Below are 18,094 nucleotides of genomic sequence, written 5' to 3' on the forward strand. Positions count from 1 at the left end.
TCTTCTTCACATTGGCGACTCAGGCGGTGTTCACCGAGCGCCGCACCGCGCCGACCGTGCCGTGGCTCGTGGCGGTGAGCCGCACACGGTCGGCGCGGAACAGGTCATAGGCATACTCGAACGGCCGGTCGCTGTTGTCACACGTGACGCGGGTGATGGCCAACAGTGGTTTGCGGTGCGCGATGCCGAGCCACTGCGCTTCGCGCGGGCTCGCGCTGACCACTTCGATGGTCTCCGTGGTGGTGGCAGGTGTCAGGCCGTAGCGCACCCGCAGCAGTTCGTAGAGCGATCCGCCGAGCGGCTGTTCCAGCAGATCCGCCATATGCTCGGCGACAAAGCACGCCAGATCCACCGAAAGCGGTACACCGTCGGCGAAACGCAGCCGCCGGATAGTGAATATCTCTGTGCTGTGCGGGATTTCGAGGGCCTGCGCTTCGACGGGCGTGGCGGGCCTGCGGTCGGTCGCCAGTACCCGCGTGGTGCTGGTGTGACCGCCGCTGCGTAACCGGGCCGGCAGCCCCACCAGTTCCCCGGCGTTGCGTTCCACCACGTCGGCCCGCACGAACGTGCCGCCACCGCGGCCCGCGCGCCGCTCCAACACGCCTGCCTGGCTCAGCGGCAGCAACGCGCTGCGCAGCGTCGACCGGGACACGGCAAAGTTCTCGGCCATCTCGCGTTCGGTGCCGAGCCGCGAGCCGGGCCGCAGCGTGCCCAACGCCAGCATGGACAGGATGCGCCTGCGCACGTCCTCGGCCACGGGGCCGCCTGATGTCGCAGGCATGCCCAGAGTGTCTACCAAAACGACCCGGCAGAGCAGACCAAAAAGCGCGGTTTAACCTCCCCGTTGCACGATTCCCAGGTTCGAAACATGACGGCAACAAATGGCTTGGACCACAACAAATTCCAAGTTGACCGAGCCGTCGCGGCGCGATAACAATGTGCTGCGTCGCACCACAGCGCTGTCGGCGATGCCAATGAACCAGACCAAATAGTGGGACTCACAATGAGCGAGATCATCGATCCACCCGCACCGTCCGGTGCCGCCATCCAGCGCCTCAAACCCAATGCCGTGGGGTTGGTCGGCGTGCTGTTCATGGCCGTGGCCACCGCCGCGCCGATCACCGCGATGGTCGGAAACGTGCCGATCTCGGTCGGTTTCGGCAACGGTGCCTACGCGCCCGCCGGCTACTTCGTCGCGACCATCGTGCTGACGCTGTTCGCGATCGGCTACGCCGCGATGAGCAAGCACATCACCGCGACCGGTGCGTTCTACGGCTACATCTCGCACGGCCTCGGGCGCATCGTCGGCCTGGGATCGGGTTTCCTGACGGCCTTGGCGTACATGGTGTTCGAGGCCTCGCTCATCGGCATCTTCTCGTTCTTCGGCAACGACCTGTTCAAATCGTTCTTCGACGTCGACGTGCCGTGGATCGTGTTCGCGGTCGTGATGCTCGCGGTCAACGCGGTGCTGACCTACTTCGACATCAACCTGGCGGCCAAGGTGCTCGGGGTTTTCCTGATCACCGAGATCGTGATGCTCGCGCTCATGGCGCTGTCGGTGGTGTTCACCGGTGGCGGCCCACAGGGCTGGTCGCTCGGTTCGCTCAACCCGCTCAACGGTTTTCACAGCCTCTCCGGTGAGGTGGCCGGGGCCGACGGCAGCATGATCGCGGTCGCCGGATCGGCGGGCGTCGGCTTGTTCTTCGCGTTCTGGTCGTGGGTGGGCTTCGAGTCCAGCGCGATGTACGGCGAGGAATCGCGCAACCCCAAGAAGATCATCCCCATCGCGGTGGTCAGCTCGGTGATCGGCATCGGCGCGTTCTACGTGCTGGTGTCGTGGCTCGCGATCGTCGGTACCGGGCCCGAGAATGCCATTGCGCTGGCGCAGGATTCGACCACGGCGGGCAACATCTTCTTCAATCCCGTGCACGAGCACCTCGGGCAGTGGGCCGTCGACCTGTTCAAGATCCTGCTCATGACCGGCTCTTTCGCGTGCGGCATGGCGTTTCACAACTGCGCGGCCCGCTATCTGTATGCGCTGGGCCGCGAGAACGTCATCCCGGGGATGCGCAGGACCATCGGCGCGACCCATCCGGTGCACGGCTCACCGCACATCGCGGGCTTCGTCCAGACCGGCTTCGCGACCGCGGTGGTGCTGTTCTTCGACCTCTCGGGGCGTGACCCGTACACGGGGCTGTACGGGTTGATGGCGCTGCTCGGAACCACAGCCATCATGATCGTGCAGGCGCTCGCGGCGTTCTCGGTGATCTCGTACTTCCATGTGCAGAAGCGGCACCCGGAAACCGCCAACTGGTTCACCACGTTCCTGGCGCCGCTGCTGGGTGGCACGGGCATGCTCTACGTGATCTATCTGCTGGCCAAGAACGCGTCGTTCGCGGCGGGTGCGGCCGCGTCCGACTGGATCTTCACCGCCATCCCGTACGTTGTCGGGTTCGTCGGTATCGGTGGGGTACTTCTGGCATTGTTCTTGAAGTACAAGGATCCACAGCGGTACGCGGATCTGGGCCGGACCGTGCTCGAGGAGGCGCACGAACGCTGATTGGGGGATGCGGGCATGGCGTTTTCGAACATCATGGATTCCAACAGCTACTCGGGTGGGGTGGCGACCGATCCCGCAACCGAAGAGCTGATCTCGGCGCGTGAACGCATGCTCGGCCCGGCGTACCGGCTGTTCTACGAACGGCCGGTACACCTGGTCCGGGGCCGCGGCAGCCATGTGTTCGACGCCGACGGCGTGCGCTACCTCGATGCCTACAACAACGTCGTCAGCGTCGGGCACTGTCACCCCCGCGTCGTCGGTGCGGTGACCCGGCAACTGGAGACCCTCAACACCCACACTCGCTATCTGCACGAGGGCATCGTCGCCTACTCGGATCGGTTGCTGGCGACCTTGCCCGAGCAAGTCGATCAGGTCATGTACGCGTGCACCGGTTCGGAGGCCAACGACCTCGCGCTGCGCGTCGCCGCGATGCACACGGGTGCTCGGGGCGTCATCGTGACCGGCGACGCGTATCACGGCAATACCGAAGCGGTGACGGCTATTTCACCGTCGATCGGCAGTGCGACGACCATCGGCCCGCATGTGCGCACCGTGGCCGCACCCGACAGTTACCGGTACGGCGATCAGGTGTCCGCGCGATTCCTCGCCGATGTGCAGCGCGCGATCGCCGAGCTGCAGGCCAGTGGTCACGGTTTGAGCTGCCTGATTGTCGACACCTTCTTCTCGTCCGACGGCATCTACCCCGATCCGTCGGTGCTCGGCCCGGCCGTCGAGGCCGTGCACGCCGCGGGCGGGGTGTTCATCGCCGACGAGGTGCAGCCAGGCTTCGGGCGGACCGGCGAGGCCATGTGGGGTTTCACCCGTCACGGCGTGGTGCCTGATCTGGTCACGATGGGCAAGCCGATGGCCAACGGGTTGCCTGTCGCGGCGATGGCGGCGCGCAGCGACGTGCTGGAGACGTTCGCCCGTGGCGTGCCCTACTTCAACACGTTCGGCGGCAATCCGGTGTCCATGGCGGCCGCGGGTGCGGTGCTCGACGTCATCGCCGATGAGCAACTGGTCGCCAACGCCGCGCATGTCGGCGCGGCGCTGCGCGACGAACTCAGCCGGATCGCGGCCGCGCATCCCCGTATCAGTGACGTCCGCGGCGCGGGGCTCTATGTGGGCATCGAGATCGTCGCCCACCCCGATTCGAAGACTCCCGATCGCACGGCGGCCCATGACCTGGTCAACGCCATGCGGGACCGCCGCGTGCTGATCTCGGTGTGCGGATCCGACGGCAACGTGCTCAAGGTGCGCCCGCCGCTCGTGTTCTCGATGAGCGATGTGGACTGGTTCTGCAGTGAATTTTCTGGGGCGGTGGCGGAGCTCCGGTGATCTAAGGAATGCTGTAGCGGTGCCGGATGGAAACATCGCGACCGCTATCTACATCGCCTCACCCGAGGGTGACACTGGCAAGTCGACCATAGCGCTCGGAATACTGCAGCGACTGGCGGCGACCGTGCCCAAGGTCGGGGTGTTCCGGCCGATCACGCGCCTCGGCGAGCAACGCGACTACATTCTCGAGCTGCTGCTGGCCGGAACCACCGCGGGGCTGAGTTACGACGAGTGTGTCGGCGTCAGCTACCAGCAGGTGCACGAGGATCCCGACGCCGCGATCACCGACATCGTCGACCGGTTCCACCAGGTGGCCGAGCAGTGCGACGCGGTGCTCATCGTGGGCAGTGACTACACCGACATCGCCACGCCGAGCGAACTGAGCATGAACGCGCGCATCGCGGTGAACCTCGGCGCACCCGTTGTGCTCGCGGTCAAGGCCGCCGACCGCACGCCTGACGAGGTGGCGCACGTCGTCGAGGTGTGCCTGGCCGAGCTGGCGCACCAGCATGCGCACGCCGCGGCCGTCGTCGCCAACCGGTGTGATCCCGCGAAGCTCACCGCGGTCGCCGACGCGCTCAAACCGCTCGGACCACCGGCCTACGTGCTGCCCGAGGAACCCCTGCTGGTCGCGCCGTCGGTCGCCGAACTGCAGGCCGCGGTCGACGGCACGGTGGTCGCCGGTGACCCCGCGCTGCTGTCCCGCGAGGCGATGGGGGTGCTGGTCGCGGGCATGACGGCCGAGCATGTGCTCGAGCGGCTCACCGAAGGCGTCGCCGTGATCACCCCGGGTGACCGGTCCGACGTCGTGCTGGCCGTCGTGAGTGCCCATGCCGCGGAAGGCTTTCCGTCACTGTCGGGCATCATCCTCAACGGTGGGCTCGAACTGCACCCGGCCATCGCGTCGCTGGTGTCCGGCCTCGGTCTGCGGCTGCCGATCGTGGCCACCGAATACGGGACGTTCGAGACCGCGAGCCGGGTCGCGGGCGCCCGGGGCCGGGTGACGGCGAAGTCGCAGCGCAAGATCGACACCGCGCTCGCGCTCATGGACCGCTACGTCGACGTCAACGACCTGCTGGCCCAGCTGAGCATCCCGATCCCGGCGGTCACCACGCCGCAGATGTTCACCTACCAGCTGCTGGACCGGGCCCGCTCGGACCGCAAACGCATCGTGCTGCCCGAGGGCGACGACGACCGCATCCTCAAGGCGGCCGGGCGGTTGCTACAGCGCGGTGTCGCGGACCTGACCATCCTCGGTGACGAGGCCCAGGTCCGCTCGCGCGCAGCCGAACTCGGCGTCGACCTGACGGCCGCCACCGTGCTGAACACCCGGACCAGCGAACTGTGCGACCAATTCGCGGTGCAGTACGCCGAATTGCGCAAGCACAAGGGCGTCACGGTCGAGCAGGCCCGCGAAATCATCCACGATGTGTCGTATTTCGGCACCATGCTGGTGCACAACAACATGGTGGACGGCATGGTGTCCGGGGCGGCCCACACCACGGCGCACACCGTGCGGCCGGCGTTCGAGATCATCAAGACCATGCCCGACGTGTCCACAGTGTCGAGCATCTTCCTGATGTGCCTGGAAGATCGGGTGCTCGCGTACGGCGACTGCGCCATCGTGCCTGACCCGACCACCGAGCAGCTCGCCGACATCGCGATCTCGTCGGCCCGTACCGCGGCCCAGTTCGGTATCGACCCCCGCGTGGCCATGCTGTCCTATTCGACGGGTACGTCGGGCACCGGCGCCGATGTCGACAAGGTCAGGGCGGCAACCGAACTGGTGCGCAAGCGTGAACCCGAGCTGCTGGTCGAGGGGCCCATCCAGTACGACGCCGCGGTGGAACCTTCGGTGGCCAAGACCAAGATGCCCGATTCGCCCGTGGCCGGGCAGGCCACGGTGCTGATCTTCCCGGATCTCAACACCGGCAACAACACCTACAAGGCCGTGCAGCGCTCGGCGGGCGCGATCGCCATCGGCCCGGTGCTGCAGGGGCTCAACAAACCGGTCAACGACCTGTCCCGTGGCGCGTTGGTCGAGGACATCGTCAACACCGTGGCCATCACGGCGATTCAGGCGCAGGGGCAGGAGCAGCGATGACCGTACTGGTGATCAACTCCGGCTCGTCGTCGCTGAAATACGCGGTGGTGAAACCGGATACCGGAGAATTCCTGGCCGACGGCATCGTCGAGCGGATCGGGGAGGGGCCGATCGCCGACCACGACGCGGCGCTGCGCGCCGCGTTCGACGCGCTCGCGGCCGAGGGCCTGCACCTCGACGAGCTCGGCCTGGTCGCGGTCGGGCACCGGGTGGTGCACGGCGGCCAGACCTTCTACCGGCCCACCGTGATCGACGACGCCCTGGTGGCCAAACTCGAAGAGCTGTCTCCGCTTGCCCCGCTGCACAATCCGCCGGCGTTGCTCGGTATCCAGGTGGCCCGCAAGCTGCTGCCCGAGCTGCCGCACATCGCGGTGTTCGACACCGCGTTCTTCCATGACCTGCCCGAGGCGGCGTCGACCTACGCGATCGACCATGACCTCGCGCAGCAGTGGAAGATCCGCCGCTACGGCTTCCACGGCACGTCGCACGAATACGTCAGCCGGCAGGCCGCCGAGTTCCTGGGCAAGCCCCACGATTCGCTGAATCAGATTGTGCTGCACCTGGGTAACGGGGCGTCGGCGTCGGCGCTCTCCGGCGGCCGGCCCGTCGACACGTCGATGGGGCTGACGCCCATGGAGGGTCTGGTGATGGGCACGCGCAGCGGTGACGTCGACCCCGGCGTCATCATGTACCTGTGGCGCACCGCGGGGATGAGTGTCGAGGAGATCGAGACGCTGCTCAACCGCCGGTCCGGCGTGCTGGGAGTGGGTGGCCAGAACGACTTCCGCAAGCTGCACGAGCTCATCGAATCCGGCGACCAGAACGCGCAATTGGCCTATGACGTGTACATCCACCGGCTGCGCAAGTACGTCGGGGCCTACCTCGCGGTGCTCGGCCGCGCCGATGTCATCAGCTTTACCGCGGGGGTGGGCGAGAACGACGCCGCGGTGCGCCGCGACGCCCTGTCAGGGCTGACGGGCCTCGGTATCGAGATCGACGAAGGACTCAACGCCGAACGGTCCAAGCAGGCCCGCCGCATCTCGACTCCGGACTCGCCGGTGACCGTGCTGGTGGTGCCGACCAACGAGGAGTTGGCCATCGCCCGCTCGTGTGCCGACGTGGTCACCTCCTGACCGTCCGCGGGGTCAGAACGTGCTCATGGGCCGGACGCTGTTGGCCAAGTCGACCAGTGCGTAGCGGTGCGACTGCGTCGGCGCCACCCGGGCCAGCGCCCGCAGCGAGGCTTCGACGCCGAGCTTGAGCCCGTGTTCGGTGAACGGGAAGCCGAGGATGTGGTTGCTGCTGGCGGTGTTGTCGGCCAGCCAGTCCATCGCGGTGCCCAGCACGAGCGCCCGGATCTGCAGCACGCGCGGCTCGGTGTCGGGCAGGGCCTCCACGCGGCGCGCGGCATCGCGGATGTGCTGTTCGGTGATGGCGCTGGCCGAACGTCCCGACAACAGCGTCACCGCACTGGTCAGCCGGGCCGTGGTGAAATGCCGTGACGTGGGCGGCACCGCGTCGAGGGTCCGCACGGCGCGATCCCGTTCGCCTGCAACGGATTCCGCGCGAGCCAAGCCGAAACCGGCCGAGATCACGCCGTTGTCGGTGGACCACACGGTCTTGTAGAACTTGAGTTCATCTGCGGTGCCTGCGAGTTCGGCCGTCGCGGCCAGCGCGAGCTTGGGCGCCAGCTCGCCGGGCAGCGTGTCGAGGACTTCGGTGAAGTGCTTTGTCGCCGAATCGTAGTCCGCGGACAGCATCTCGGCGACAGCTCGGAACCAGACCAGCCGCCACCGCCAGCCGACCCGCTCGGCCAGGTCGTCGAGCTTGCGGGTTGCCTTGGCCACGTCGCCGAGATCGAGCAGCGCCCTGGCCTCCATGAGCGGCAGCTCGACGGACTGGGACAGGTCGATGCCTTCGGAGTCCAGTGCGCCGTGCCGCGCCGCCCGCAATTGGTCGAGGGTGTGCACGGGCTCGCTGAGCACGCTCGCCGACAGTACGGGCGCCCCGACATCGGTGCGGTCCACCAGCGGTACGGGCAGAGCCCGGACGATTTCCTGCGCCGTGAGCTTCTCCGAATGCACCTGCCCATCGACGTAGACATCGGTGTGTGCCACCAGCAGGTCCACTCCGAACGTCGACCGCGACGGACTGAACACTGTCGACAGACCGGGCCGCGGCATACCGCTGTCGGCCGCCACCACCTCCCGCAGCACACCGAGCAGCTGCGAGGACATCTCTTCGGCACTGTCGAAGCGGCGACGCGGATCGGGATCGGTGGCGCGGCGCAGCAGCCGGCCGAACGAGTCGTAGGTGGCCAGCACCGGATCGTCGGTCGGCAGGCCGTCGACGTAACGGCCTTTGCGGGTACGCAGATTCAGCGTCAACGCGGCCAGCGTGCGGCCCACGGTGTAGATGTCGGTGGCCACGGTCGGCCCGGTCCGCACGATCTCGGGCGCCTGGTATCCCGGTGTGCCGTACAGGTAACCGTAGGAGTTCAGCCGCGACACCGCACCGAGGTCGATCAGCTTGAGCTGTTCCTCGGTGATCATGATGTTCTCGGGTTTGAGGTCGTTGTAGGCCAGCCCGATCGAATGCAGATAGCCCATGGCCGGCAGGATCTCCAGCATGTAGCCGATCGCCTCGGCCACCGGAAGTTTCTCGCCCCTGGCCTGTTTGAGCGATGTGCCGCCGACGTACTCCATGACGATGTAGCCGACCGGGTTGCCGTGCTTGTCGTCGTGTTCGACGAAGTTGTAGATCTTGACGATTCCCGGATGTGTCACCTCGGCCAGGAACTGGCGCTCGGCCATCGCGATGGCCTGAGCCTCGGCATCACCGGAATGCACCAGGCCTTTGAGCACGACGGGGCGTTCGTTGACGTTGCGGTCGAACGCCAGGTACACCCAGCCCAGCCCGCCGTGGGCGATGCAGCCTTTGATCTCGTACTGCTCGGCGACTATGTCACCCGGGGACAGTTGCGGCAGGAACGAATACGCGCTGCCGCAGTGCGGACACCAGCCCTCGGACAGGGCCCGGCCGTCGGGCGAGGACCGGCCGACCGGCTTGCCGCAGTTCCAGCAGAACCGCTTCGACTCGGCCACCACCGGGTTGGTCATGAGCGCGGTCAGCGGATCACGCTCGGGCACCCGGGGGATCTCGACCAGACCACCGCCGAGCCTGCGCATCGGCGACAGTGCGCGCGTCACCATCGTTGGGTAATCGTGCGGTTCGGTGTCGCCCGTGCGCAGCGAGATGCTGTCGGAGTCGTCGAACTGCGGTCGGTACACGGCCTGCGTCGCCATCGGCCGCATGGTCGACATCGAGTCCATGTCGAGGTCTTCGAGGCTTGCCGGCTGGGTGCCGGGGCCCTCGTCGAGATCGTCCTGGGCAGTCACGTCAGTGCCCTTTTCGGGATCTGTCATCAGTCGACATACCTCGCGGCCGGAGGTGACGGCGCCGGCCCCAGCACCGTCAACCACTTGCGGTACAACGTGTTCCAGGTTCCGTCGCGGCGAATGCGGTCCAGCGTGCCGTTGACCACGCGCACCAGCCCGGTGTTCTCCAGGTTGACGCCGATGCCGTAGGGCTCCTGATTCATGCTCGGGCCGACGATGTGCAGATACGGATCCTGGGCGACCAACCCGGCCAGGATCGAATCGTCGGTGCTGACCGCGTCGACCTGGCGCTGCTGCAGCGCCACCAGGCAATCGGACCACGTGACCACCGAGACGATGATGGGCGCGGGGCTGATCTGCTGGATGCGCTGCAGCGACGTCGTGCCGTCCACCACACATACGCGCTTGCCGGACAGATCAGAGGCCTGGGTGATCGAGGAGTCGCGCGACGCCAGGATGCGCTGATTGGCCATCAGATACACCGTGGAGAAGTTGACCAGCTTCTTGCGCTCGCACGTGATCGTCATGGTCTTCACCACGATGTCGACCTGGTTGTTCTGCAGCGCGGTGATTCGGTCGGCCGACGACAGGATCCGGTACTCCACCTGCGCGGGCGTACCGAAGATGTCGCGGGAAACCTCGCCGGCGATGTCGACGTCGAACCCGGTGATCTCACCGCTGATCGGATCGCGGAAGGAAAACAGATTGCTGCCGATGTCGAGCCCGACGATGAGCCTGCCGCGATCGCGGATGTTGGCCACAGCCGCGTCGGCCTCGGCCTTGTCGCTGAACGGGCGCAGGCTCGCGGTGCGGTTGCAGTCGTCGTTGTCGGGCATGGGCACCCGCACCGGCTCGGGCGGAAGCTCCTGCATCCCGGCCGGGGTCGGTGGCGTCAGCGTCAGCGCGGGAATGGTCAGCGCGGGCGCCGTCTGGCTGCAGCCCGCGACGGTCAGGACCGCCGCGAGGAGGACGAGCAGTTTCTTCATCGGTGCTGGTTTCTTCTTCGCGCAAGCGCTCATCAGCGGTACTCACTGAGTCTGGGCCACAACCCCAGCGCCACCGCCACGGCCGCGGCGACGCTGAGCATCGCCGCGCCCACGGTCGCGCCGGACAGCACGCGGCGGGCGTTGAGGATGTCGTTGCGCAGCTGGGTGCGGCTCTGCTCGATACCCTTCGACAGCGCCTCGTCGAGCTTGTCGAAGGCGGGCGTCGAGTCGTCCTCGCCGGTGCCCAGCGCCACCTGCGTCGCGGCCTGATAGTTGCCGACCGCGATGTAGGCGTTGATCCGGTCGTCGGCCGCACGCCAGCGCGTCAGCAGGTGTTCGGCGTCGACGAGGTCGCTCTTGTCGAGGCCCGTGTCGCGCGCCAGGTAGGCCGAGAGCTCCTGCTGCATCATGTCGATGCGCTGGTAGTACGACTGCTTGCGGACGTTCTCGTCGCCGCGGCGGATCAGCGCCAGCGTCTCGTCGGCGCGGGCCTGTTGCGCGGTGATGGCCAGGTTGGTCACGGTCTTGAGCGACTCGGCGGCGGTGTCCTTGGCGCTGCGGCTGTCCGACGTCGAGATCACCAGCGCCGTCGTCACCCAGATCAACATGATCAGCACGGCCAGGCCGCCGGCGACGAATCCGATGTTGACGCGGCGCCGGGTCCGCCGGGCCAGCCACCGGTTGGCGAACGCCCCGAACATCAGGGTCGCGAGCACCACGAGCATCACGGGCGCCGGGATGCGGGTCGACGCCGTGGTTTCCGCGTCCACCCGCGCCGAGGTCTGTTCGTAGAGTCGTTGCGCATCGGGCAGGATCTGCGTCTGCATCATGGCCGACGCCTCCGACAGGTACGACGACCCGACGGGATTTCCTGCGCGGTTGTTGGTGCGGGCGGTTTCGACCAGCCCGGTGTAAACCGCGAGCCGTGCGTTGATGCGGCCGAGCAGCTGCACGAGCGCTTCGTCGGTCAGTCCGCTGGACGCCCGGGTGACGGCGCTCGCGGCGTCGGTGATGGCCTGCTCGTAGCGCTGCCGCACATCCCGCGGTTCGGCTCCCGCGATGAAGGCAGTGGCTGCCGCGGCGTCGGCCACCGAAAGCGTCGTGTACAGCTGACCGGCCGCGAACGACAACGGCTCGGTGTGGTCGAGCACCGTCGTCAACGCCTGCTGCCGGTCGTTGACCGTGGTGGACGTCGCGAAGGCGCTCGCGATCACGAGCGCCGACAGCACCAGACCGATCGTCAGGATGCGGCCCGGCGTGGTCCACAGGAACCACCAGCGCGGGTGGGCAGGGGTGGTAGGTGACCGGGACGCGAGCGGCTCGGTCGAGGGATGTGCCAACTCCACAGTCACCTGAGCGCGAACCTCATCAAGTTTCGATACCTACCGGGTCTCGTACGGGCTGTGCCCAACTGTATAAAAGAATTCTAAGAGTTTCTCAGAGGCGCGGCCGCGGTTTGGGATCCACCGAATCGGTTCGTGTTCCTTATCCTGTACGGGTGCGTGGCGACGGGGACGGCTGGGTGGTATCCGACAGCGGTGCCCGGTTCTGGGGCCGCCACGGTGCGGCCGGTCTGCTGCTGCGCGCGCCGTGGCCGGACGGAAGTGCCGCGGTGCTCCTGCAACATCGGGCGCCATGGAGTCATCAGGGCGGCACCTGGGCGCTGCCGGGCGGTGCACGCGACAGTCACGAGACGCCCGAAGAGGCCGCGGTACGCGAAGCGCACGAGGAGGCCGGGTTGGCGGCCGAGCAGTTGAGTGTCCGGACCACCGTCATCACCGCCGAGGTGGTCGGGGCGGGCGGCACGCGCTGGACCTACACGACCGTCATCGCCGACGCGACCGAACTCCTGGAGACCGTGCCCAACCGCGAGAGCTCGGAGTTGCGCTGGGTCGCCGAGGACGAGGTGGCCGAGCTTCCGCTGCACCCCGGCTTCGCGGCCAGCTGGCCGCAGTTGCGGGACGTCACGGCCACCATCCCGCTGCGCGTCAACCGTTCGCGGTAAGCCGCGCCTTGAGCGCCGCGGCGGCCGCGCGGGGATCCTCGGCCGCGGTGATCGCGCGCACCACCACGATGCGCCGGGCCCCGGCGTCGAGCACCTCGGGCAGTCGCTGCTTGTCGATCCCGCCGATCGCGAACCACGGCTTGGCCGGGTTTCGTGCCGCCGCGTTCCGGACCAGGTCCAGGCCGGGCGCGTGGCGGCCGGGTTTGGTGGGGGTGGGCCAGCACGGCCCGACGCAGAAGTAATCGACCTCTTCTTCGATGGCCGCGGCGACCTGATCGGCATCGTGCGTGGACCGGCCGATCACCGGGCGCTCGCCGATGATGTCGCGCGCCACGTCGAGCGGCAGGTCGTCCTGGCCGAGGTGCAGCACGTCGGCGCCGGCCGCGCGCGCGATGTCGGCACGGTCGTTGACCGCCAGCAGCGCGCCGTGCCGACGCGCGGCATCGGCCAGCACCGCGAGCGCGTCCAGTTCCTGGCGCGCCTCCAGCGGGCCGAACTGCTGCTCCCCGGCCGAGCCCTTGTCCCGCAGCTGGATCAGATCCACCCCGCCGGCCAGCGCGGCGTCGGCGAATTCCGCCAGGTCACCGCGTTCGCGGCGAGCGTCGGTGCACAGGTACAGGCTGGCTTGCTGCAGGCGATCGGCGGGTTGCTCCACACCGCGACGCTATCGCGTGGCTGCCGAGTACCCTGGACTGGCAACGCGGGAGTCCCAGGCACGGGGGCTGAGAGTGGGCGTACGACCGGCCCTTACCGTCACACCTGATCCGGGTCATGCCGGCGAAGGGAGCTGAAATGGCGCGAACCATGGCCGTCGTCGGCGGCGGTGTCATCGGGCTGTCCGTGGCACGGCGTGCTGCCCTCGATGGCTGGACCGTGCGGCTGCATGCCGCGACCGAGCGCGGCGCATCGTGGGTGGCCGGCGGCATGCTGGCCCCGCACAGCGAGGGCTGGCCGGGCGAGGAACACCTGCTGCAGATCGGGCTGGAATCGCTCCGGCTGTGGCATTCGGGTTTCCTGGAGGGCCTGCCGCCCGACGTGGTGACGGCGCGGGAATCACTGGTGGTGGCGGTCGACCGGGCCGACGTCGCCGACCTGCGCACGGTCGCAGAATGGCTGGCCGGCCAGGGCCACCCCGTCGAGTTGACCACGGCCGCGCGTGATGTCGAGCCGCTGTTGGCGCAGGGCATCCGGCATGGGTTCCGGGCCACCACCGAGCTCGCGGTCGACAACCGCCGGGTGGTCGACGCGCTGGCCGAGCACTGCCGGCGGCTCGGCGTGTGCTGGGCGCCCGCGGTGTCGGAACTCGCCGAGGTGGACGACGCCGACACCGTGGTGATCGCCAACGGCATCGACGCGCCGAAACTCGTGCCGGGGCTCCCGGTGCGCCCCGTCAAGGGCGAGGTGTTGCGGCTGCGTTGGCGCAAGGGGTGTATGCCGGTGCCGCAGCGCGTGATTCGGGCCCGCGTACACGGCAGGCCCGTGTACCTGGTGCCGCGGGCCGACGGCGTCGTGGTGGGTGCCACGCAGTACGAGCACGGCCGGGACACCGCGCCCGTCGTGACCGGCGTGCGTGACCTGCTCGACGACGCGTGCACGATCATGCCTGCGCTGGGTGAGTACGAGCTCGCCGAGACCGCGGCAGGCCTGCGGCCCATGTCGCCCGACGGTGTGCCGATCGTCGAACGTGTCGACGCCCGCACCCTGGTGGCCGCGGGGCACGGCCGCAACGGATTTTTGTTGGCGCCGTGGACCGCAGAGCGGATCGCGGCTGAACTCGAGGTGAGCGTGGGAGCGAAATGATCACCATCACGGTCAATGACGAAATGGTCGAGGTGGATTCCCAGACCACCATCGCGAAGCTGCTGGAAAACCGCGGTTTTCCGGAAAAGGGCATCGCGGTCGCGCTGGACTGGTCGGTGCTGCCGCGGTCGGAATGGGATCGCACGCTGGCCGACGGCGCGCGCATCGAGGTCGTGACGGCGGTGCAGGGTGGCTGATTCCGTGCTCACCATCGGCGGCCGCGAGTTCGGTTCCCGCCTCATCATGGGAACCGGCGGGGCGCCGAACCTGGCAGTGCTGGAAGAAGCGCTGGTGGCGTCGGGCACCGAGCTGACCACGGTCGCGATGCGCCGCGTCGACGCCGAGACCGGCACCGGCGTGCTGGATCTGCTCAACCGGCTCGGCATTGCGGCCCTGCCCAACACCGCGGGTTGTCGCGGCGCGGCCGAGGCCGTGCTGACCGCGCAGCTGGCCCGCGAGGCGCTGGGCACCGATCTGGTCAAACTCGAGGTCATCGCCGACGAGCGCACCCTGCTGCCCGACGCCATCGAATTGGTGCGCGCCGCCGAGCAATTGGTGGACGACGGATTCGTCGTGCTGCCCTACACCAACGACGACCCGGTGCTGGCCCGGCGGCTGGAGGACACCGGATGCGCGGCCGTCATGCCGCTGGGCGCGCCGATCGGCACCGGGCTCGGCATCTCCAACCCGCACAACATCGAGATGATCGTCGAGGCGGCGGGTGTGCCGGTGATCCTCGACGCAGGCATCGGCACCGCGTCCGACGCCGCGCTCGCGATGGAGTTGGGTTGCGACGCAGTGCTGCTGGCCTCGGCCGTCACGCGCGCCGCCGACCCGCCGACCATGGCCGCGGCGATGGCGGCCGCCGTGACCGCGGGCTACCTGGCGCGCCAGGCCGGGCGGATTCCCAAACGCTTCTGGGCGCAGGCGTCGAGCCCGTCGTTGCTTTGAGTCTGCTGCGGTGGTGTTCGCCACTCGCCTTTTCAGACCTTGGTGGCAGAGTCAATCGTGGTCATGAGGGTGCTCGGCGGGTGTGGCGGTGACGCTCACGGCCGAACATGGCAATACTGGACGGCGATGATCGAACTAGCCGGGCTGACCAAGCTCTACGGAACCCACCGCGCCGTCGACGATCTGACCTGCTCGGTCGAACCGGGGGTGGTCACCGGCTTTCTCGGACCCAACGGTGCAGGCAAGACCACCACCATGCGGTTGATCCTGGGCCTGGACCACCCGACCTCGGGCACCGCGACCATCGACGGCAAGGCCTACCGCGAGCTGCGCGACCCACTGCGGACCGTCGGTGCGCTGCTCGACGCGCGGCAGGCGCACCCGAACCGCAGCGCCCGCAACCACCTCCGCTGGATCGCTGCGGCCAACCGGATCGACTCCACGCGGGTCGACGAGGTGCTCGACATGGTCGGGCTCGAATCGGTGGGGGATCGCACCGCGGGCACACTGTCGCTCGGCATGAGCCAACGGCTCGGCATCGCGGCAGCGCTGTTGGGTGACCCGCCGGTGCTGCTGTTCGACGAACCGGTCAACGGTCTGGACCCGGAGGGCATCCACTGGGTGCGCACCTTGATGCGCAAACTGGCCGCCGAAGGCCGCACGGTGTTCGTGTCCAGCCACCTGCTGGCCGAGATGGCCAACACCGCCGACCGATTGGTGGTGATCGGGCAGGGCAAGCTGATCGCCTCGACCACGGTCGAGGAGTTCGTCAAGGGCTCCGCGGCCGACACGGTCCGGGTGCGCAGCCCGCAACTCGAAACCCTCGCGCAGGTGCTGTCCGACGCCGGACTGCAGGCCGAAACGGACGGCGACACGATGACCGTGCACGGCGTCGCGATCGAGGTGATCGGTGAGTTGGCCGCGCGCAACGCCATCACCCTGCACGAGCTCAGTGCGCGGCAGGGATCGCTGGAGGAGGCGTACTTGAAACTCACCGATGACGCCGTCGACTACCGGGCGGCCCAGTGAGCGCGCTGGCGGCGCTCGACGCCGAACGCATCAAGCTGTCCACCACCCGCTCGCCGCTGTGGTCGGTGCTCGGTGTCGCGGTCATCAGTCTCGCGGTGGCGGCCCTGCAGGGTTGGTCGGCCTACAGCGCGGCTTCGCTGCCACCGGAGAAAGCCGCCTTGGGTGTCGCGGTGTTCGGGGTGCCGGTGTTGATGGTGCTGTCCTCGATGACCATGACGGGCGAATACCGCAGTGGGCTGGTCCGCACCACATTCCTGGCCACGCCCAACCGCACCGTCGTGCTGATCGCAAAAGCCGTTGTGGCGGCGGCGTTTTCCTCGCTGTGCGCGGCTGTGATGGTGATCGTCGCGGTGCTGGCGGCCCGCGTGATCGCCGAACCCACCGCAGGAACTCAGCTGTCCCTGGCCAACCCGGCGGTCTGGCAGGTGGCGGGCGGCTTTGCGCTCTACGCCGCGTTGGCCGCGGTGCTCGGGGTGGCCGTCGGTGCGCTCGTGCGGTTCGCGGCCGGGGCGGTCGCCGTACTGCTGCTGTGGCCACTGGTCGCCGAGCCGCTCTTGGCCAACATGCCGAATTCCGGTCCGCGGACGGGGCCGTGGCTGCCGTTCGTCAACATGTTCTCGTTCCTCGACGTGGAATGGCTGTTCCCGACGTACGCGATGCCATGGGGCGTCGTCGGCTCGTTGGTGTACTTCATGGTGATCGTCGCGGTCGTGTTCGTCGCCGCCGCTGTGGTGCTGAACAAGCGCGACGCGTGAGGGGTCGGCACGGCGTCAATTGCGGAGGAACCGCCGAACCCATTCGTACCAGGATTGCATTCCCGCGCCGGTCCGCGCGCTCACCGGCAAGACTTCCGCGGTGGGATTGACCTCGCGGATGTGGGCCATGTAGCGATCCAGGTCCGCGTCGAGATAGGGGACGAGATCGATCTTGTTGAGCAGCACCAGGTCCACAGAGCGGAACATCACCGGGTACTTCAAAGGCTTGTCTTCGCCTTCGGTGACCGAGTACACCATGGCTTTCGCATGCTCACCCACGTCGAACTCCGCAGGGCAGACCAGGTTGCCGACGTTCTCGATCACCACCAGGTCGAGGCCGGCAAGGTCGAGTCCTTGCAGTGCGCGATTGACCATCGGCGCATCGAGGTGGCATTCGCCACCGAAACCGTTGTTGGTGTTCAGCAGTGATATCTGCGCGCCTCGCCCGCCGAGTTTCGCGGCGTCGATGTCGGTTGCGATGTCGCCTTCGACAATGCCGACTGCGATATCGCTCGCAAGTTCGTCCAGGGTGGCCGCGAGCACCGTGGTCTTGCCCGACCCTGGTGAGCTCATCAGGTTCAGGGCACGAATACCGTTGTTCTCGAAGATCTCTCGATTCAAGGCCGCGCGGGTGTCGTTCTCGGCAAAGATCGATTCCAGAACGTCGACGCGCTGTGTACCGGTCTGATACCCGCTGTGGTCGCCGTGGTCGTGCGAATGCTCGTGGTCGCCGTGTTCGTGGCTGTGCGCCGTACCGTCGTCGTGCCGGTGAAATCTGCCCATAATCCTGACCTTTCACGTTACGTCGAGCGACGTGACCAGAAACTCGTTTCCCCGTATGACCTCGACGTCAGCGCTCGTGCAGTGTGGGCAACATACCGACCACCTTGACTTGATCTGAGAGCACTGCTGACAGGCGCGGCATCTCACCTCGGCCGGAATCAGCTCGAGTTTCAGTTCGGCCCCCGCGAGGTTTTCGTGGTCGCGGATCAGCGACCAGCAGAACTCCAGCGACTCTGGAACCACCTGGCGAAGGGCGCCGACCCGCACCCGGACCACGTCGATGCGCCGGCCTTGCGCATGTGGCTTTACCACGCCGGCGATGGCCTGGCACAGGGATAGTTCGTGCACATTCCCATGCTGCCCGCGAAGTGCGGACCGTGGGCCC

17 protein-coding genes and 1 riboswitch are annotated in these 18,094 nt (G+C 67.7%); of the genes, 10 read left to right on the plus strand and 7 right to left on the minus strand.

What is annotated here, in order from left to right; genetic code table 11:
- Nucleotides 1–19: 19 nt before the first annotated feature.
- Nucleotides 20–781 (minus strand): GntR family transcriptional regulator, encoded by a 762-nt coding sequence (locus tag G6N67_RS17790; protein WP_036429881.1) that lies wholly within the window; start codon nt 779–781, stop codon nt 20–22.
- A gap of 222 nt (nt 782–1,003) precedes the next feature.
- On the opposite strand from G6N67_RS17790, the gene G6N67_RS17795 reads away from it, so the two are divergent.
- The 4 genes from G6N67_RS17795 to G6N67_RS17810 are packed head-to-tail and all read left to right on the plus strand — an operon-like array spanning nt 1,004 to nt 7,135.
- Nucleotides 1,004–2,560, plus strand: coding sequence for an APC family permease (locus tag G6N67_RS17795; protein WP_036429877.1), 1,557 nt, complete (start codon nt 1,004–1,006; stop codon nt 2,558–2,560).
- 15 nt (nt 2,561–2,575) lie between these two features.
- A complete protein-coding gene (locus tag G6N67_RS17800) occupies nt 2,576–3,898 on the plus strand; it encodes an aspartate aminotransferase family protein (RefSeq protein WP_036429874.1) in 1,323 nt (440 codons plus the stop codon).
- A 19-nt stretch (nt 3,899–3,917) separates the two neighbouring features.
- Nucleotides 3,918–6,002, plus strand: a complete 2,085-nt coding sequence (gene pta, locus G6N67_RS17805) for a phosphate acetyltransferase (RefSeq protein WP_036429871.1) — start codon at nt 3,918–3,920, stop codon at nt 6,000–6,002.
- Nucleotides 5,999–7,135: an acetate kinase gene (locus tag G6N67_RS17810; protein ID WP_036429868.1), complete on the plus strand. Its 1,137-nt coding sequence runs from the start codon at nt 5,999–6,001 to the stop codon at nt 7,133–7,135. Before pta ends, G6N67_RS17810 begins: the two co-directional genes overlap by 4 nt.
- A 12-nt stretch (nt 7,136–7,147) precedes the next feature.
- On the opposite strand, the gene G6N67_RS17815 is transcribed toward G6N67_RS17810, so the two are convergent.
- Genes G6N67_RS17815 through glnX form a run of 3 tightly spaced genes read right to left on the minus strand, consistent with a single transcriptional unit; the run spans nt 7,148 to nt 11,738 of the window.
- Nucleotides 7,148–9,427, minus strand: coding sequence for a serine/threonine-protein kinase PknG (locus G6N67_RS17815; protein WP_036429865.1), 2,280 nt, complete (start codon nt 9,425–9,427; stop codon nt 7,148–7,150).
- The gene (locus G6N67_RS17820; protein WP_036429863.1) at nt 9,427–10,386 is read right to left on the minus strand and encodes a glutamate ABC transporter substrate-binding protein; all 960 of its coding nucleotides are present in this window, start codon (nt 10,384–10,386) and stop codon (nt 9,427–9,429) included. Before G6N67_RS17820 ends, G6N67_RS17815 begins: the two co-directional genes overlap by 1 nt.
- A gap of 32 nt (nt 10,387–10,418) precedes the next feature.
- Nucleotides 10,419–11,738 carry a protein kinase G-activating protein GlnX gene (glnX, locus tag G6N67_RS17825; protein ID WP_036429860.1) on the minus strand — a complete coding sequence of 440 codons (1,320 nt, stop codon included), beginning with the start codon at nt 11,736–11,738 and terminating at the stop codon, nt 10,419–10,421.
- 146 nt (nt 11,739–11,884) lie between these two features.
- On the opposite strand from glnX, the gene G6N67_RS17830 reads away from it, so the two are divergent.
- Nucleotides 11,885–12,391, plus strand: a complete 507-nt coding sequence (locus G6N67_RS17830; protein WP_036429857.1) for an NUDIX hydrolase — start codon at nt 11,885–11,887, stop codon at nt 12,389–12,391.
- On the opposite strand, the gene thiE is transcribed toward G6N67_RS17830, so the two are convergent.
- Nucleotides 12,375–13,046 (minus strand): thiamine phosphate synthase, encoded by a 672-nt coding sequence (gene thiE, locus G6N67_RS17835; RefSeq protein ID WP_036429854.1) that lies wholly within the window; start codon nt 13,044–13,046, stop codon nt 12,375–12,377. The two genes, G6N67_RS17830 and thiE, sit on opposite strands and share 17 nt — an antisense overlap.
- Nucleotides 13,047–13,081: 35 nt before the next feature.
- Nucleotides 13,082–13,194, plus strand: a riboswitch (TPP riboswitch).
- Between thiE and thiO the strand changes: the two genes are divergently transcribed.
- The 5 genes from thiO to G6N67_RS17860 all read left to right on the plus strand — a co-directional run bounded on the left by thiO (nt 13,184) and on the right by G6N67_RS17860 (nt 16,926).
- Nucleotides 13,184–14,191, plus strand: a complete 1,008-nt coding sequence (gene thiO / locus G6N67_RS17840) for a glycine oxidase ThiO (RefSeq protein WP_036429852.1) — start codon at nt 13,184–13,186, stop codon at nt 14,189–14,191. Its footprint overlaps the riboswitch before it by 11 nt.
- Nucleotides 14,188–14,388: a sulfur carrier protein ThiS gene (thiS, locus tag G6N67_RS17845; protein WP_081812439.1), complete on the plus strand. Its 201-nt coding sequence runs from the start codon at nt 14,188–14,190 to the stop codon at nt 14,386–14,388. The genes thiO and thiS overlap by 4 nt, the downstream gene beginning before the upstream one ends.
- Nucleotides 14,381–15,142, plus strand: a complete 762-nt coding sequence (gene thiG / locus G6N67_RS17850) for a thiazole synthase (protein WP_036429850.1) — start codon at nt 14,381–14,383, stop codon at nt 15,140–15,142. The genes thiS and thiG overlap by 8 nt, the downstream gene beginning before the upstream one ends.
- Before the next feature lie 126 nt (nt 15,143–15,268).
- A complete protein-coding gene (locus G6N67_RS17855; protein WP_036429848.1) occupies nt 15,269–16,171 on the plus strand; it encodes an ABC transporter ATP-binding protein in 903 nt (300 codons plus the stop codon).
- Nucleotides 16,168–16,926, plus strand: coding sequence for an ABC transporter permease (locus tag G6N67_RS17860; protein ID WP_036429845.1), 759 nt, complete (start codon nt 16,168–16,170; stop codon nt 16,924–16,926). The genes G6N67_RS17855 and G6N67_RS17860 overlap by 4 nt, the downstream gene beginning before the upstream one ends.
- A 15-nt stretch (nt 16,927–16,941) precedes the next feature.
- Here G6N67_RS17860 and hypB read toward each other — a convergent pair whose 3' ends face one another.
- Together hypB and G6N67_RS17870 are read right to left on the minus strand one after the other, a co-directional pair.
- Entirely contained in the window at nt 16,942–17,709 is a 768-nt protein-coding gene (gene hypB, locus G6N67_RS17865; RefSeq protein ID WP_036429843.1) for a hydrogenase nickel incorporation protein HypB, read from the minus strand.
- A gap of 12 nt (nt 17,710–17,721) precedes the next feature.
- A complete protein-coding gene (locus tag G6N67_RS17870) occupies nt 17,722–18,057 on the minus strand; it encodes a hydrogenase maturation nickel metallochaperone HypA (protein WP_036429841.1) in 336 nt (111 codons plus the stop codon).
- Nucleotides 18,058–18,094 lie beyond the last annotated feature (37 nt).

The organism is Mycolicibacterium mageritense (assembly GCF_010727475.1).
GTDB classification, from domain to species: Bacteria; Actinomycetota; Actinomycetes; order Mycobacteriales; family Mycobacteriaceae; genus Mycobacterium; species Mycobacterium mageritense.

What these genes read in the sequence shown, in the direction of transcription:
- G6N67_RS17790 (WP_036429881.1), bottom strand. Translation starts at nt 781, where the DNA reads ATGCCTGCGACATCAGGCGGCCCCGTGGCCGAGGACGTGCGCAGGCGC.
- G6N67_RS17795 (WP_036429877.1), top strand. Translation starts at nt 1,004, where the DNA reads ATGAGCGAGATCATCGATCCACCCGCACCGTCCGGTGCCGCCATCCAG.
- G6N67_RS17800 (WP_036429874.1), top strand. Translation starts at nt 2,576, where the DNA reads ATGGCGTTTTCGAACATCATGGATTCCAACAGCTACTCGGGTGGGGTG.
- G6N67_RS17810 (WP_036429868.1), top strand. Translation starts at nt 5,999, where the DNA reads ATGACCGTACTGGTGATCAACTCCGGCTCGTCGTCGCTGAAATACGCG.
- G6N67_RS17815 (WP_036429865.1), bottom strand. Translation starts at nt 9,427, where the DNA reads ATGACAGATCCCGAAAAGGGCACTGACGTGACTGCCCAGGACGATCTC.
- G6N67_RS17820 (WP_036429863.1), bottom strand. Translation starts at nt 10,386, where the DNA reads ATGAAGAAACTGCTCGTCCTCCTCGCGGCGGTCCTGACCGTCGCGGGC.
- thiO (WP_036429852.1), top strand. Translation starts at nt 13,184, where the DNA reads ATGGCGCGAACCATGGCCGTCGTCGGCGGCGGTGTCATCGGGCTGTCC.
- thiS (WP_081812439.1), top strand. Translation starts at nt 14,188, where the DNA reads ATGATCACCATCACGGTCAATGACGAAATGGTCGAGGTGGATTCCCAG.
- G6N67_RS17855 (WP_036429848.1), top strand. Translation starts at nt 15,269, where the DNA reads ATGATCGAACTAGCCGGGCTGACCAAGCTCTACGGAACCCACCGCGCC.
- hypB (WP_036429843.1), bottom strand. Translation starts at nt 17,709, where the DNA reads ATGGGCAGATTTCACCGGCACGACGACGGTACGGCGCACAGCCACGAA.